This is a genomic window from Paenibacillus lemnae (assembly GCF_012933385.1).
GTDB classification, from domain to species: Bacteria; Bacillota; Bacilli; order Paenibacillales; family Paenibacillaceae; genus Paenibacillus_AQ; species Paenibacillus_AQ lemnae.
Genome location: NZ_JABBPN010000021.1, coordinates 1 through 15,860 on the forward strand (window position 1 = coordinate 1; position 15,860 = coordinate 15,860).

The window sequence follows — 15,860 nt, forward strand, 5'->3', positions numbered from 1 at the left end:
GACCGCCGCTCGTTTTTTCTTTATTGTACACAAAAAAACCTACAAGATGACTTTTTTCAAAGTGTCCATCTTGTAGGGTACAGTTTAAGTAAAGGCTGCCTTTTTTATATTCACCTTTGCGATTGTAACGTTAATTCTGTGGCTTCCGAGCCGCAAATACGACCGTGTTCGCAGAAAATTCAGTAGGTTCTTCGTATTTTTCTTCCTTGATCGCTACCTCATCCTCATCCTCACGAATGATACGCCAATCCGAATAGGATTCCTCCAGCAGCGAAATGGCTTCTTGCTCGGATAAATTCAGCTCAATCTGTGCAGATTGTTCCTCTCCTGTTGTCAGCTTGGTTTCACTAACTTCGGTGTTCATGGTGATACAGTGAATGCCGCCGGGAGTCGTAGCATATTGCAGCCTGCTGATCACATCTCGCAGAGCCTCCTTGGACGATACATGCTCCAAGCAGCCGCAAGCCACAATGTAATCATATGTGTTGTGTTCATAGTCACCATGCTCCACATCGGCCTGCATTGCTTCAACGATCTCAGCTACACCGTACTTGTCTGCATTCTCTTTCAGCTTGCACACCGCTTCATCCAGCAGATCCGTCCCAACCAGACGTCCCTGTCCTGCCTTCTGAAGTTTCATCGCAATGGGAATCGCGTTCCGTCCAGGACCGCTGCCCAAGTCAAGCACGACGGGATTGGGATTTTGATCCAGTACGCTCTCCAGCAGTTCCATGACAATTGGCAGCGGCTTGGACATCCAGGTGCCTGGCTTTAAAATCTCTTCTTCTTCATACAGCTTGGCATGATAATGCTCTTCTGATTCTCTGGCTTTCTCGAATTCAGCCGATGACATTGCCTATCCCTCCTTATATCTAAACCCATCCTATTAGAAGTATCACTCCTACATACCCCTGACGGCAATGTCTGTAACAGTTACCCGAATGCCATGATGCGCTGCAATCGATTAAAATATACTATCTGAGACGTAATAGATCTTCTGCGTGTTTTTCTTGTTCACGGGGTCTGGCACAATGGTAAAGTAAACGTTGCCGTTTTTCGTCTGTACGCCTTCAATTTCCCGATTGCCTACATTTGTGATTTTGACTAGGCTTTTGTATGCGCCAGTGTTGGACATCATGGCTATCTGAGGGGTTTGGCCATCAGCACCGCCTGAGGTGAAAATTCTAGTGCTGCTCAGCATATCTGTACCCTGAAAAGAACCATTGGGTCTCACGATTGCGCTGCCGGACTGTGTAAAACTTCGAACAGCCGCGTTAACCGCTGCCGTACTGTCCATACGGACCTGATCATTGTTGTCGAGCAGCTGATTCAGAGTTGCTGTATCATAAATGGTCCAGGTTACCGTGCCCTGAGCGGTCTGCACCCGAAAGACCGTATGTGTGCTGTTTCCTCCTCCGTCAACACGGTAGGTATCGCCCAATCTTGTGCCTGTATCATTCGCGTAATTCATATAGGTGAAGCGCGGGAGATCTGTATAATCCAAAGTTACACCGGGTGAATACTGGAGCCTTGCTACCTGGAGGGACCAATAATAGTTAGTGGAGGGATCTGCTTTGGAACTGAAATAAAAATAGTTAACGCCATTGTAGGTGTACATATCGAGGGTTTGACAGTGACCTGTGTTCGTAACCGTCATTTCATCCACATAGTTGGCATCATTGCCGTCAATGAGCAGTCGGGAAAGATAACAGTTCCCCCCGGAACGCTGAGTCACATAAATGTATTTAGAAGCAATATAAGCTTTCTGGACAACCACATTGTGGTTCAATCCCTTGAGGTTATAAGCCAATTGAGCTGAAGCGTTGACTGTTTTTTCGGGCGTTGCGGCATATGCAGGCATACCTGACATACTAATCACAACAATGGCGAGCAGAAACGATGTGAACATTTTGAAATTCCTGAACATGTTCAGCAGACTCACGGGTTTCATTAAAAAACCTCCCATTTTAGATAGTGATATGAAATACTACATACACCCGGTTTATTTTAAAACATTTCATAAAAAAAGCCGCCATAAAAGGCGACTTGAATTAACGGTTCGTGACCGCGCAGTTATAGTAATTCCCATGATTTATGATGACGGACGCGATCAAAACCAGCATATCCGATCCATCCTCCTCTCTCAATCTTAAACCAAGTGTATGAATACTCCATACCCAATTTTAACAATTAGAAACATTATTTGAGAAGACGTTGAATCAGTTTTAACTTCTTATGATAAGGAGGGTATAGAATCTGCAGATTGATCCGAGTGCTCTTGCGCAGGATGCTTTTTTCGTGAGAGAAGGTATCGAAGCTGAATTTACCATGATATGCTCCGATGCCTGAATTCCCCACACCTCCAAAAGGCATGTTGGGATTGGCTACATGTGTAATCGTATCATTGATGCACCCGCCTCCAAAAGACACTTCGGACATTACCTTATCTTGAACTGCACGGTCCGAGGTGAAAAGGTACAGTGCCAGCGGTTTAGGCCGCTTCTGAATCTCATCGATTGCCTCTTCGAGATGATCATAGCTGATAATTGGCAGAATCGGGCCGAATATTTCATCTTCCATACTCGCAGCATCCCACGATTGAGCAAGAATCAGAGTCGGCTCGATGAATCGCTCATCCTCCACTGAACCTCCGCCATAGATGACCTGATCCTGGTCTCTTTCGATGAGATTCGTAAGCCGCTTGAAATGCGTATTGTTTACAATACGCCCATAGTCTGAATTATGACGAATATGGTCGCCGAAAAATGTATGGATGACCTTGATCATCTTCGATATCAGTGTATCCTTTACTTCTTCATGGACTAGCAGATAATCCGGCGCAATACAGGTCTGTCCGGTGTTCAGCAGCTTTCCCCAGATAATACGCTCCGCAGCGACTTGAAGATCTGCCTCACGGTCCACGATAACAGGACTCTTTCCTCCCAGCTCCAGTGTAACTGGAGTCAGGTTTTTGACGGCAGCCTCCATGACCACCTTCCCTACCGGAACACTCCCCGTGAAAAAGATATAGTCAAACTCTTCATGGATCAGAGCAGTCGTCGTTTCTTTCCCACCCTCTACTACCTGCACATATCCGGGATGAAACAGGCCTGAAATCATTTCCCGAATGACAGCGGAGACTGCTGGTGTATTCTCAGATGCTTTAAGTACGGCCGTATTGCCAGCCGCCAATGCTCCGACCAACGGCTCGATCAACAATTGAAACGGATAGTTAAACGGGCCAATAATTAAAACCGAACCATACGGTTCCGAGATTACGAAGCTCTTCGAAACCATAAGATGTAAAGGAGTTTTGACACGCCGCGGTCGTGCCCACTTTTTAAGGTGACGGATGGTATCGCGGATACTCTTCTGCATGAAGCCGATTTCTGTGGTATACGATTCGAATCTGCCCTTCCCCAAATCCTGATACAGCGCTTCAGTCAGTTTGCTGTCATACTGCTTGATCGCTTCTCCCAGCCGTTTTAAATGATAAATCCGTTCTTCTATTGGACGAGTTGCACCTGTAAGATAATATTGTCTCTGCTGTTGAAGTAACTGATGAATTTCACTTTGGTTCCACTCGAGATGATCTTTCAACATATTTCTCTCCTTTGATAGCCAATTACGATTAAGTGTTTAAACATTTAAACGAATAGGACAAAAATAACATTTATTTTAAAAGGCAGTCTTCTTCCAGCGCAGCGACTAGCTGTTTCAGCATGTCGATCGAGGATTCCAAAGAAATGGAATAATAACGCTGTGTCCCCTTTTGTTCGACGGTGATCAAACCTTTCTCCAGCAAAAGCTTGAGATGGTGTGAAATCGCTGGCCGTGAAAGCTTGGATTGTTCTGTAATTTCATTGACTGTCAATGTCCCCCGCTCATTCAGCAGCAGCAGGATGCCTTGGCGATGGCTGTCGCTTAGAACTTGAAACAACGGGATACAGGATTGAAAAATAGATATAGCGCGTTGACCCATCGTTACCCTCTTTTCAAACAATGTGTGCCTTTAATAGTACCTGATCTGGAGGTGTATTTCAATCATAAATAAGAACCCCTGTCATTGGCGAATGGCCATGAGTCAGGAGTTCTTATCGAAAGAAAGTGTTCATTATCCAAGATGATTATTGATTGGCGGCGGCGGTGGATCATACCAGCCAGACGTATCTTTGAACCATTGGAAAATATGCGTTACGCACACTTTAAGGACCGCATAACCAGGAACCGCCAGCAGAATGCCTACCACGCCGAACAAATTACCAGAAGTCAGAATGACAAAAATAATTGTAATCGGGTGAATTTTCAACGTCTTACCCATAATTTGAGGTGAAATGAACTTGCCTTCAATCAGCTGCACGATTGTCCAGACCGCTACCATTTTGAGGAGCATGATGGGCGAAGTAACCAGAGCTACAATCAGTGCAGGCGTAATGGCAATCGCAGGTCCCAGATATGGCACCACACTGGTGAATGAGGCAATAATGGCGAGAATCAGAGCATAGTCCAGGCCAATAATCATGTACCCGATGTAGAGCAGAATCCCTATACAAAAACTGACAATAATCTGTCCGCGTATGAATGAACTAATCTGATGGTTGATGTCCTGAAGGACATTCAGAATGCCCGCACGGCTTTGTGTAGGCAGAAATGACAAGATTCTGACGGGAAGTTTTTTACCATCTTTGAGCATATAAAACAGAATGAATGGCACCGTGATGATCGACACGACAGTTTCGGTAAAAGCACCCAGAAATCCGCCTACTCGTGACCAGGTTTGATTCAGAATATCCGTCGTTTTCGTCGTTACGGTCCCCCACCATTCTTCGGAGTTCAGGTTCGCCGCATCTTGAATCTGATTATACAGCTGGCTTCCTGTAAGGTCTTCAAACTGCTGTCTGATGTTCTCGCTGTATGTAGGAAAGTTGGTGATAAGCCCCATAATCTGGTTACGAAGCACGGGGATAACAGCAAGTACGACGACCGTGAGTATACCGGAAATGACCAGGTAGAGAATGAGGATCGACCATCCTCGCTGTATTTTCCACTTTTCCATCACATTAACGAGAGGATTCAGCAAATAGTACAAAATACCGGATAATATAATTGGTAAAATGACCGTTTTGATCAGCACTGCTATAGGGTGCAGCACAAATGTAATCTTGCTCATTACGAAAATATTAAGTCCAACCAGCAAGAGAACCAATAGCAAGATCACAACTTTGTTATTTAGAAAAAAACGTTTGAAACGATCCGGCCAAATGCGGGGTTGTTCCATATATGTCCTCCCTCGGATATACCTAACTAACTTATCCTTATTACTATAATGTTAATTACAGGCTCATGTCCAGTTGGACAATAAGGAAGTATTCATTAGATCAGCTGTTTTCTCTTCTTTAAAAATCTTAACAATACGATCCCGCTGCCCGTACAGATAGCAGCACACAGCCCAATGAATCCGTAACCGGCTTGAAGTCCGCGCAGCAGACCCAGGGAAGAATCAGCACCATAGTATCTTTTGACAAGTTCAATAATGCCGCCGATCATGTAGTTTCCAACCACACTTCCCAACCCCATCAGGGTTACGGTAAACGTAATGGCGGTATCACTTTCGTTAGGGTATCTTTGGGCGATAAAAGCCATCACCGTCGGATAAATCATCGCAATTCCAATCCCGGATAATGCAAACAGAAACGCAGCCTTTTCACCGCCCAAGAGCGCTAAAAATGTACAGACCGCTGAAAAACCCGAGAACAAGATCAGGGAACGAACAAAGCCGATACGATCGGTCAGCGGACCAAGCAGAATACGTGCCAGTGTAAAACATAAGAAAAATGTAGACAGCATGCCTGAAGCCGTGACCGTATCCCACTGATAAGCCTTCTCCAGAAAATTGACCAGCCACCCTCCGACCGCCAGTTCGGATACAACACCGGATGACAGGATGATAACCATAAACCACAGAACAGGGTCACGCACCAGATCTTTTAACGGTACCCTTACACTTTCGTTAAGATCATCTCCTGGAAACTTGCTGAACAGCGCCGAGATCATAGGCAGAAGAGACAATGACAGCACGATGACATACATCCCGCGCCAATCCAGGGTATAATCGCCAATCGTAACGTTCATCAGACCCGTTGCGACCAGCGGCGCTACCGTCGAGCTCAATCCATAAAACCCGTGACTCAAGTTCATCATGGTCCCGGTATTCTTCACAAAGATACGTGCTCCAAGAATCGCCAGTGCGATTTCGAGCATTCCGTTACCAATGTACATTAAAAAGTACGACGATGAAAACAGCGCATAGCTTTGAGAAAGAAAAATAAAAACGCCGGATAACATCATTAAAGCAAAAGATGCAATCGTGATGATCTTGATACCCCAGATTCGTGTAAGGTACGCCGTAAAGGAACATGCAATGAAGTAACCCAGCGCATTCAGTGACAACAGGGTCCCAAGCTGGGATTCACTTAACATAAAGTCAAACTGAATTCTCGGTATCGCAGGTCCTTTAATATTTTCTGAGAACCCGAAAATAACAAACCCTAAAAACACGGTGAATATCTGCATTATGTATGTCTTGTTGATTGTTCTGGTAGCTTTCTGTTTCTGCACGTTGAATTCTCCTTAAGATTTAAAACGTTTGATAGATTGGAGTGTACGCCCATCCGGAAAGCTGGTCAAGATAAATAATGAAGACTGCAGATTTCAATATTCAGGACTAAGGTATGATGCTTACAGGTCTCACGTCACTTGTTATCTGAACAACATTTGATCCAATACGTTGCATGTTACTGAGTATAATGATACAATTTGTATCATAAGACAGTGAATAGGAGCATGTTAATGAGTGCGATTGCCGGGATTTGGACACGCCATCCCTCTCCACTTCTAAATCAACATCTAGATACAATGATGCAGGTTCTGTCCCATTTTCCTGCTGACGATGCGGGGATATGGAGCAGCCCCGTAGTTGCACTAGGCTGTCATACAAGATGGATCACACCGGAATCTATTCTTGAATGTCTCCCGTATCATCACCCGACGTTTCGAAACAGCATTACCGCGGACGCAATACTGGACAACCGGGAAGAGCTGTTTTCCCTCCTCCACATTGATTACTTCAAGAGGCGTCATATGACCGACAGTGAACTCATTCTGCGCGCATATGCAAAATGGGGGATCAATTGCCCCCGCTATCTGCTAGGTGACTTTAGTTTTGTAATTTGGGATGAGTACAACAAGCGTCTTTTTGGAGCACGAGACCTGCTTGGAAACCGCACACTGTACTTTGAACATCACTGTGATCAATTTGCTTTTTGTACAACGATGAGCCCTCTGCTCGCTATATCTGACCAGAAACCCTCGATCAACGAGTCCTGGCTGGCAGAGTTCTTGGCGATCCCTGTCATTCTCGATACGATCGATGTGAAGAGTACAGTTTATCAAGGAATTCACCAGCTTCCCCCTGCTCACTTCTTTACTGTGGAAGATGGTCGATTGAAGATCGACCAATACGACGGGTTGAAAGAGCCTGCCGAGAAGCTGCGCTTACGTTCCAACGGAGAGTATGAAGAGGCTTTTAGAGATGTATTTCAGACTGCTGTAGCCAGCAAACTCCGGACATTCCGTCAGGTGGGTGTTAAATTGAGTGGAGGTCTGGACTCCGGATCGATTGCAGCTTTCGCTTCAAAGTTCCTTCATCAGGAAGGTAAGAGATTACATACATTCAGCTATATACCACCTTCAGATTTTGCAGACTGGACAAACCGGTATATGGTTGCTGACGAAACACCCTATATTCAATCGATCGCCCGGCATGCAGGTAATACCCGAAATCATTTCCTTCGATTTCCTGAGCGGAATTCAATAACTGTCGTGGATGAATTGCTAGATTCTATTGAAGCGCCGTACAAATTTCTGGAGAATTCTTTCTGGCTCACGGGGATTGCGGAACAGGCACAAATGGAATCGATAGGGGTCATGTTAACGGGTGGCAGAGGAAATTACACGGTGTCATGGGGACCTGCCTGCGACTACTACGCCCAGCTGATGCGGAAGGTGCAGTGGATTAAGCTTTATCGTGAAATGAAACAATACAGCCGGATTGAAGGCATCTCACGCTTTAAGCTGTTCCCCTTTGTCGGCTCTCACGCGTTCCCGCTTGCGGCACGATGGATGAACAAAAGTAGAGAAAAGGATTCCATGAGGCCGATGCTCATTCATCCTGAATTCGCCAAGCGGACAGAAGTCATGGAAAAGCTGCAGCCATATTATGGTCACGTTGATATGAACGGCATGCAAACCGATGATTTCTCCGAACGCCGTTTTCAATTTGAGCATCTGGCTACGTCGAACCATTATGGTACTTCTACCACCAAGCTGTCACTTCGTTACGGCATTGCCGATCGAGATCCTACAAACGATCCTCGCGTCATTCGCTTCTGCCTGTCCCTGCCCTATGATCAGTTTGTGCAGCACGGCAGGGACCGTTCCATCATTCGCCGTGCTGTATCAGGACTGCTTCCTGATGACGTCCGGATGAATCAGCGTGTACGGGGCGTTCAGGGAGCGGACTGGCTCTACCGGCTGCGGTCTTCCTGGGACACGTTAACAGATGAACTGCATCACATGTGCCTAGACCCGGTAGCCTCAGCATACTTGCATATCAATCAGGTGAAACAATCCTTGAATGTTGTCGGAGCTTCTCCCAAATCCGAGCTGGCGTTTGATCCTCATGCGAGACTGCTTATGCAGAGTTTGATTGTTTATCGGTTTTTGAAGCGCACGCATTCTCTGGAAAGGAGGTGATACATATGTCAGCAGAACAAAAGAAAGAATGGCAGCAGCTGTCGTTTGAAGTACTCGACGTTCAAGAGACCATGGGCGGTCCGAATGGCCGGGTGCCGGATTCCAACGGCAAGGGTGCCAATAACCGTCATGTTCCTCTTGATCCTTCTTAATACCCCTGCGCCCTTATACATTCGGCAGTATAAGGGCTTCTTTACACGTTAACACAGCACAAGTTAGTGAGGCGACGAGGATGACCCATGTCATGGAGTATATTAAGAAGCTGTATACTTTTTCAGGAAGGAAACTGATTCTGGGGATTGCGGGAATGATGCTGGTCAGCCTGCTGGAAGGAACGAGCATTTTGCTGTTAGCCCCGATGCTGAGCTTGACGGGACTGATCGGTCCAACATCGGACTCCCTGCCGTTCCTTGTAATTCTTACCGCTCCGATTATGTCCTGGAGCGATGAACAGAAGCTGACGCTCATGCTGGGTATATTTGTTTTCTTATTTGCCTTGCAAGGTGCAGTGCAGCGTCATCTGGTCAACATGAATGAGCAGATCGAACAAGGATTTATCCGGCATTTGAGACTGGACGTGTATGAATCGATGATATACGCGAATTGGTCTTTCTTTTTGCGTAAACGGCGCTCAGACCTGGTTCATCTAATGACCAGCGAATTACCGCGCGTCAGCTATGGCATTTCTCTGCTGCTCGGACTATGCACTACTGTGGTGTTTACAGCCGTTCAAATCGGCTTTGCGCTGTATCTTTCCTTCGAACTGACAGCAGCGGTATTAGTCTGCGGAATAGCGCTGGCCTTGTATTCAAGACAATTCATTCGCAGATCAAGAAAGATCGGTGCACAGGCGACGGAGCTTTCCCAACAGTGTTATGCCGGCATAACAGATCATTTGAACGGCATGAAAGACATAAAGGCCAATATGCTGGAAATACAGCATTTGAACTGGTTTCAGCAGCTATGTCATCGACTGGAGCATAATGTTGTCAGCTTTACCAAATTGCAAACGACCTCGCAATATTATTACAAGCTGGCTTCTGCTGTTCTGCTGGCCGTCTTTGCGTTCTTCTCATTTGTTGTTTTTCATGTTCAGCCGGAGCGGCTGATGATCATTGTGTTAATATTCTCACGGCTGTGGCCCAAATTTACAGGTCTGCAGACCAGTTGGGAGCACTTGGCTCAATCGGCACCGGCCTTTGGACATTTGTCAGCAATGCAGAAAGAGATTCAGAATGCGCGCGAGCTTGAACTCCCTGACATGAACAGCGGTAACTTTGAACATACCATACGTTTCGACGAAGCGATTGAATGTCGTCACGTCTGTTATCGATATCATCAAGAGCATCATGTGCATAAAGAGAATCAAGGGCATCAAGCTCATCATGGGCATGAGCATCATGTGCACCTAGGGAATCATAAGCATCTAGGGCACCCTTCGCCTTATGCACTGAAGGACATCCATCTGCGTATCCCGGTTCATACCTTGACAGCCATTGTCGGCAAGTCGGGTGCCGGAAAGAGTACTTTGGTTGATCTGCTGATCGGCCTGATTAAACCAGATCAAGGGGAGCTACTTATTGACGGCAAACCCCTTACAAATGAAGTAGTGTATCAGCTTCGCCAAAAGGTCAGTTACGTCTCCCAGGATCCGTTTCTTTTTCACGGCACTCTGCTTGATAATTTGCTCGCAGCCGCTCCGAACGCCACCGACAAGCAAATATGGGATGCCTTGCATTTTTCCGCTGCTGAAGCATTTGTCCGCAAGCTGCCCGAAGGTTTAGATACGATCGTCGGTGACCGGGGCATCCGATTGTCAGGGGGTGAACGTCAGCGTATTGTACTGGCCCGCGCCATTCTTCGCCAGCCTGCCATCCTCATTCTCGATGAAGCAACAAGTGCGCTGGACAGTGAGAATGAAGCCCTGATCCAGAATGCACTGATGCAATTAAGGGGCAAAATGACCATTATTGTGATCGCGCATCGTTTGTCGACAATCCGACATGCAGACCAGGTGTTTGTCCTTGACGGTGGCATGATCATTCAGCGAGGCGGGTATCAACAGCTTGCCAGTGAACGCGAAGGCCTCTTCGGCAAGCTGCTGCATGTACAGACCGGCACCAATTAAGCCCAGTGGACACCGCCCGCGCGCCGCAATACAGCGTCTTGCAACAACAAAATAGGGCCGCCCCACAAGATCTATAAAGATCTCAGGAGCAGCCCTTTATCTTGCGCGTTGCATTACAATACAGCTATTTTATCAAACTAGCTGCAGGTTCGTCCTTCCAGACAACCTGCTCACCGTAATTTTTACCCCAGTCGTACATCAGGTTCAAGATTGGCATTAAGCTCTCACCATAAGGTGTCAGCGAATATTCAACCCTCGGCGGAACTTCAGGGTAAACAACCCGTTGTACCAGTTGATCTTCTTCCAATTCACGCAGCTGGTTGGTCAGCATTTTTTGGGTGATATGAGGGATGAGTTTATCCAGCTCACCGAAACGCTTTACGCCCTCCAAACCGAGATGCCATAATATAATGAGCTTCCACTTTCCGCCGATCACAGCCAGTGTCAATTCCTTATGACAGTTAATTTCCTTCAATTTAATACGGTCCTTGACTTCGTGAGCCATTAAACGCCCCTCCCTTCTTTAGATAGTATACAACGATTGAAGTCTGATCATCAAAAAAAGAAGGGGTTGTTCGCACAGAAGTTCAAGTCTATTCCAGGTTCGCATGATTGCCGAACATGTTTCCTGAGGACAAGTCCTGCTGTGACATGAGCTTCAAAATCACCGCATCCAGTACAATAAGAAGGGTCTGTTCAAACAAGGAAGCCATCGGTTGAACCGTCTCCATGGTTATCCCGCTCTGGTCTTTCGTAGCACCAGGCAGCTGAACCACTGCATCAGCCAGTTGGCCAATGTTTGATGAAGGCTGAACGGTAAGCAGAGCAATACGAGCTCCGAATTGTTTGGCTTTCTGTGTCATAGACAGCAGGCCTTGCGTCTCTCCTGAACCAGAACCGATGATCAGCAGATCCTTTGGTCCGATCGCAGGCGTTACGGTCTCACCCACCACGTGAACCTGATACCCCATCTGCATGAGACGCATCGCGAAAGCGCGTGTCATGAGGCCTGATCTTCCTAATCCGGCCAGGAATATGGTTTTGGCGGAAGTGATGTGATTAATTAGCGTCTCGACCTCATCTTTATTAACGAATTGAATGGATTTTTTAACTTCTTCAGCAATCTGAATGGCTTCATGTAGAATAGATCCATTTTTCATAAATTTAGGCCTTGATCATTTCTTGCATACGGGATGCGGCTGCTTTCTTATCAGACTGACCTGTAATACCGCCGCCTACAATGACCAGATCCGGATTCGCCTGAATAACTTCCGGAAGTGTCTCCAGCTTAATTCCGCCTGCAACTGCAGTCTTGGCATGCTGGACGACACGTTTGATGGCAGCCAGCTCTTCAAACGAGTTTTTACCCTCTGCTTGATGATCGTATCCTGAATGAACACAAATGTAATCAACGCCCATGGCATCAATCTCACGTGCTCTTTCTTCAATGTTCTTCACATTAATCATATCCACCATAACCTGTTTGCCCTGTTTGGCTGCTTCTGCTACGGCTCCCTTGATGGTAGAATCGTCGGAAACACCCAGAATGGTAATGATGTCCGCTCCCGCTTCGGAAGCCTTCATGACTTCATACCCTCCAGCATCCATCACTTTCAAATCAGCCAGAACGCGCAGCTGAGGAAAAGCTTCCTTGATCGCTTTTACGGCATGCAGCCCTTCATTGATTACCACGGGAGTACCAATTTCTACGATATCAATATACTCTGCTACCTCAGCCACCACTTGTTTAGCTTCAGGGATGTTTACCAAATCCAATGCCAATTGAAGTTCCATTATATACAATCTCTCCTCTATCACTTAAAGTATGTTCCTTATGAACCTATTGTAGGGTCCTTGCTGAACTTTTTGGAAGTACGTACTTTAAAGTCAGATACTTACCTGGAGGTATGTAATGTGATGGATCAAGGGAATCTGGCTGTCAAAAATTATTCAGGCAAAATAAAATAACCTCACTTTTCATAAGAAAGTGAGGCCAATGTTCACTATTGAGCAGGTTACCGGTTCGCTTCACGAATTCGAGTCAACTGCTGAATATGACGAGTTTCGTGAATGGCGATGAAATGAGCCCATTGGTTCGCGTTCAATTCAAAACCCGAAGGATGCGGAAACTTAAGATCATTCGTATTGCGGTTTTCCAGCTGATCAATGACTTCTTTAGTTTGAAATCGAACCTGATTTAGCTGATCCATTGCTTCCTCGTAGGATAATCGGCCACTTGGAACAGATGGCTCAGGGGCATTAATCTTCTTGGTACCGATACCGCTTGTTTGCAATACGTCCTGCACATCGGTCACTTTTTGATCCAGGGGCTCCGATGCCATAACCGGTTCCTGGGCAAGCAATCGTTGAAGCTGATACTGAATCATGCCCTCCAGTTTTCCCAGGTGCTCAACTACTTCGGTCACGCTCCAGCCGCCGGCATGTTCTCTCAGGTCCTTCTCATCGGCTCCGAAGGAAGCCAGTACATTCAGCAGTTTCTGCCGAACCTGATCCATAAAAGGATGGATATCTTGAAATTTCACCATGTTTATATCGCCTCCAAGTGCTATCATTATATGTCTGATGTAACATAGTGCTTTTCGATTATACCATCTCTTAGATATCAAACTCCAACTTCACCCAGAGCGATGAGAGGGTCATAATCCTGAAGGTCAATGTCCAATTCCATTCCCAGGGCCAGTTTAGCAAGCTGATCTCCAATAAATGGACCCGTGGTCAAGCCTGATGCTCCCAGGCCATTCGCCGTAATCAGCCCTTCCCAGCCTGGAATATTGCCGATTACCGGAAGAAAACCTGGAGTAAATGGACGAAAACCCACTCTCATTTCCTGAAAGGTACTGTCTGCCAAGCCAGGAGCGATATTCAGGCCTTTATTCAAAATTTCCTGCATTCCTCCTGGCGTCACCTTGGTATCAAAGCCTTGAGGTTCATTTTCGTGTGTCGATCCGATCACGATTTTCTGCTGGTCAAAAGACAACAGGTACTGGTCCGTCGGCGGAATGACTACAGGCCAGGAGCCTGTGTCGAATGCGTCATCCACCTGTACATGCATGATCTGCGCTTTCTGAAAATGAACGTTAAAATGAATGCCTAGAGGCTTCAATAACGGACGAGCCCAAGCGCCCGCGCATACAATGACAGTATCTGCTGATAAGCTCTCTCCGTCTATCATCACTCCAGTTACACGATTATCCTGAAACTGAAGCTCAGCATCCCCGTGAATGACCTCTGCCCCACTTCGCTGGGCAGAGCGGACCAGCGCATCCCGCAGAGCACGGCCATCGATGCGGGCGGCCCCGCTTATATGCAAAGCTTGAACCCCCTCGGCCAAAAGGGGCCAAAGCAGTTGTGTTTCTGCCTCATGCAGTGGAGTAATATCCCCGATTTCGGGCGCGTCCTTTTTACGCAGCTCAGCCCGTTCCTTCATCTTCAGCATTTTGTCCGGATCATGGTGGAGACTGAGCGCACCCACTTGAGCATAACCGGTCTCACTTTCGCCATCCTGCTGAAGCTCCTTAATTAGCCCGGGATAAAAACGTGCGCCTTCCTTGGCAAGCCGATACCAGGCTTTGTTCCTTCTTTGAGATAACCAGGGGCAGATAATGCCGGCCGCGGCATCTGTCGCTTGTCCTGGGTCTTTGCGGTCCACGACGATCACTTCTGCGCCTCTCTTGGCTAACTGATATGCGGTAGATGCTCCAAGAATGCCTGATCCAACGACAATGACTTTTTTCATGTATACAATCCTCTCACCTTTCAACTATCCAGTAAATCTAGCTCAGTTGCAGCGACTTCTTGACCATTGACCAGCAGTACAATCCGGTGCAGGCCGGGATAGTGCCGCCTTGTCGTCAAGTTTGACCACCGATGTACCCTTGTACCATGCACCTTAGCGCCACCTGAAACCGTTTTGTCAGACAGCAAGAAAGCTTTGCGGGATACTTTGCCTCCCGATTTCACAAAATCAATGCCATATTCGATCCGAATCCGGGCAGCGTCACCTTCACGAAGATGAATTTCATAGTTTAATCGGCTTTCTCCCCCAATGGAAACTGAAGATGGATTCACCTCAAGTTGAGCATGTGTGATGAGCGCAGAATCAGCCGATGACTCGGAATACCCGAATAATGATAGCACCTCGGGATTTGCTTTACGAATCAATGTTCTGCAGCCGTGTCTGACAATCCAATCGGTATGCGGGTGACTGCCGAGCCATCTGCGGGCGATATCCAGCACAAGTTCCGGATGATCTTTGGCGATATCATTCAGATTGTTAGCCACACTCTTGCGCACATAAAGAGAAGGATCTGCTTTTAGCTGTTCCAGGATTTTGATAATTGGCTCGGGGTCTTTCTTAAACATCACAAGAGCTTGCCCCCAGGGAAGCCGGGGCCTGCATCCTTCACTGGATAAGCGTCGTACATGTTCGTTCTCGCTGTGGGACCAGACTGCCATCTGTTTCATCATGCTTTCTGAATCATCCATGATGAAAGGTCTGACGGCAAATTCTGCACTGGAATGGGTTGTGAATATCTCCAATGCCCGTATAGACAGGTCCCATTCCTTCTTCTCTCGTCCGTAAACCTCCACAAAATCCGGAAAGATCAAGTACGGAAATCCCTGACAGGACGGATGAATCTTAAGCAGGATCGAGATCGCTTCATTGTAAGACGATGGAAGACTTGCTCCCAGCGAGAGCGTAATGGTTCGCATACGCTCTTTCAGGCCTTTCTGTTCCCACTGAGGATCGAGAATATTGTCTATAAAAGACTCTACAGAAAATGCTGGAAATACACTTTGGATTTTCTGTGCAAGCTGGAGGAGAAATTCCTCATTATACATATCTTTAAGGGGCTCTGCCAAGAATAGTCACCTCCTATGCATGTTTAGATCCTTC

15 protein-coding genes are annotated in these 15,860 nt (G+C 46.7%); 3 read left to right on the forward strand and 12 right to left on the reverse strand.

Annotation, left to right across the window (positions count from 1 at the left end):
- Positions 1-130: 130 nt before the first annotated feature.
- The 6 genes from HII30_RS17900 to HII30_RS17925 all read right to left on the reverse strand — a co-directional run bounded on the left by HII30_RS17900 (position 131) and on the right by HII30_RS17925 (position 6,573).
- Entirely contained in the window at positions 131-853 is a 723-nt protein-coding gene (locus HII30_RS17900; protein WP_169506415.1) for a class I SAM-dependent methyltransferase, read from the reverse strand.
- Between the two features lie 111 nt (positions 854-964).
- Positions 965-1,927 carry a hypothetical protein gene (locus HII30_RS17905; RefSeq protein ID WP_425496007.1) on the reverse strand — a complete coding sequence of 321 codons (963 nt, stop codon included), beginning with the start codon at positions 1,925-1,927 and terminating at the stop codon, positions 965-967.
- A 272-nt stretch (positions 1,928-2,199) separates the two neighbouring features.
- Positions 2,200-3,600: an aldehyde dehydrogenase gene (locus HII30_RS17910; protein ID WP_425496006.1), complete on the reverse strand. Its 1,401-nt coding sequence runs from the start codon at positions 3,598-3,600 to the stop codon at positions 2,200-2,202.
- Between the two features lie 73 nt (positions 3,601-3,673).
- Entirely contained in the window at positions 3,674-3,982 is a 309-nt protein-coding gene (locus HII30_RS17915; RefSeq protein ID WP_169506418.1) for an ArsR/SmtB family transcription factor, read from the reverse strand.
- A 132-nt stretch (positions 3,983-4,114) separates the two neighbouring features.
- Positions 4,115-5,278, reverse strand: a complete 1,164-nt coding sequence (locus HII30_RS17920) for an AI-2E family transporter (RefSeq protein WP_169506419.1) — start codon at positions 5,276-5,278, stop codon at positions 4,115-4,117.
- 95 nt (positions 5,279-5,373) lie between these two features.
- Entirely contained in the window at positions 5,374-6,573 is a 1,200-nt protein-coding gene (locus tag HII30_RS17925) for an MFS transporter (protein ID WP_169506494.1), read from the reverse strand.
- A gap of 276 nt (positions 6,574-6,849) precedes the next feature.
- Here HII30_RS17925 and HII30_RS17930 point away from each other — a divergent pair, with 276 nt between their 5' ends.
- The 3 genes from HII30_RS17930 to HII30_RS17940 all read left to right on the forward strand — a co-directional run bounded on the left by HII30_RS17930 (position 6,850) and on the right by HII30_RS17940 (position 10,942).
- Positions 6,850-8,814: an asparagine synthase-related protein gene (locus HII30_RS17930; RefSeq protein ID WP_169506420.1), complete on the forward strand. Its 1,965-nt coding sequence runs from the start codon at positions 6,850-6,852 to the stop codon at positions 8,812-8,814.
- Between the two features lie 5 nt (positions 8,815-8,819).
- Complete coding sequence (locus tag HII30_RS17935) at positions 8,820-8,966, forward strand: paeninodin family lasso peptide (RefSeq protein WP_169506421.1); 147 nt, start codon at positions 8,820-8,822, stop codon at positions 8,964-8,966.
- A 92-nt stretch (positions 8,967-9,058) separates the two neighbouring features.
- Positions 9,059-10,942 (forward strand): ABC transporter ATP-binding protein, encoded by a 1,884-nt coding sequence (locus tag HII30_RS17940; protein ID WP_246246663.1) that lies wholly within the window; start codon positions 9,059-9,061, stop codon positions 10,940-10,942.
- Positions 10,943-11,066: 124 nt separating this feature from the next.
- On the opposite strand, the gene HII30_RS17945 is transcribed toward HII30_RS17940, so the two are convergent.
- From HII30_RS17945 to HII30_RS17970, 6 genes are all read right to left on the reverse strand, one after another.
- Positions 11,067-11,447 carry a winged helix-turn-helix transcriptional regulator gene (locus HII30_RS17945; protein WP_169506423.1) on the reverse strand — a complete coding sequence of 127 codons (381 nt, stop codon included), beginning with the start codon at positions 11,445-11,447 and terminating at the stop codon, positions 11,067-11,069.
- A gap of 88 nt (positions 11,448-11,535) precedes the next feature.
- Complete coding sequence (gene hxlB / locus HII30_RS17950) at positions 11,536-12,102, reverse strand: 6-phospho-3-hexuloisomerase (protein ID WP_169506424.1); 567 nt, start codon at positions 12,100-12,102, stop codon at positions 11,536-11,538.
- 4 nt (positions 12,103-12,106) lie between these two features.
- Positions 12,107-12,736: a 3-hexulose-6-phosphate synthase gene (gene hxlA / locus HII30_RS17955; protein ID WP_169506425.1), complete on the reverse strand. Its 630-nt coding sequence runs from the start codon at positions 12,734-12,736 to the stop codon at positions 12,107-12,109.
- Between the two features lie 221 nt (positions 12,737-12,957).
- A complete protein-coding gene (locus HII30_RS17960; RefSeq protein ID WP_169506426.1) occupies positions 12,958-13,488 on the reverse strand; it encodes a DinB family protein in 531 nt (176 codons plus the stop codon).
- A gap of 77 nt (positions 13,489-13,565) precedes the next feature.
- Positions 13,566-14,699, reverse strand: coding sequence for an NAD(P)/FAD-dependent oxidoreductase (locus HII30_RS17965; RefSeq protein WP_169506427.1), 1,134 nt, complete (start codon positions 14,697-14,699; stop codon positions 13,566-13,568).
- Positions 14,700-14,719: 20 nt separating this feature from the next.
- The gene (locus HII30_RS17970) at positions 14,720-15,826 is read right to left on the reverse strand and encodes a DNA alkylation repair protein (protein WP_169506428.1); all 1,107 of its coding nucleotides are present in this window, start codon (positions 15,824-15,826) and stop codon (positions 14,720-14,722) included.
- Positions 15,827-15,860 lie beyond the last annotated feature (34 nt).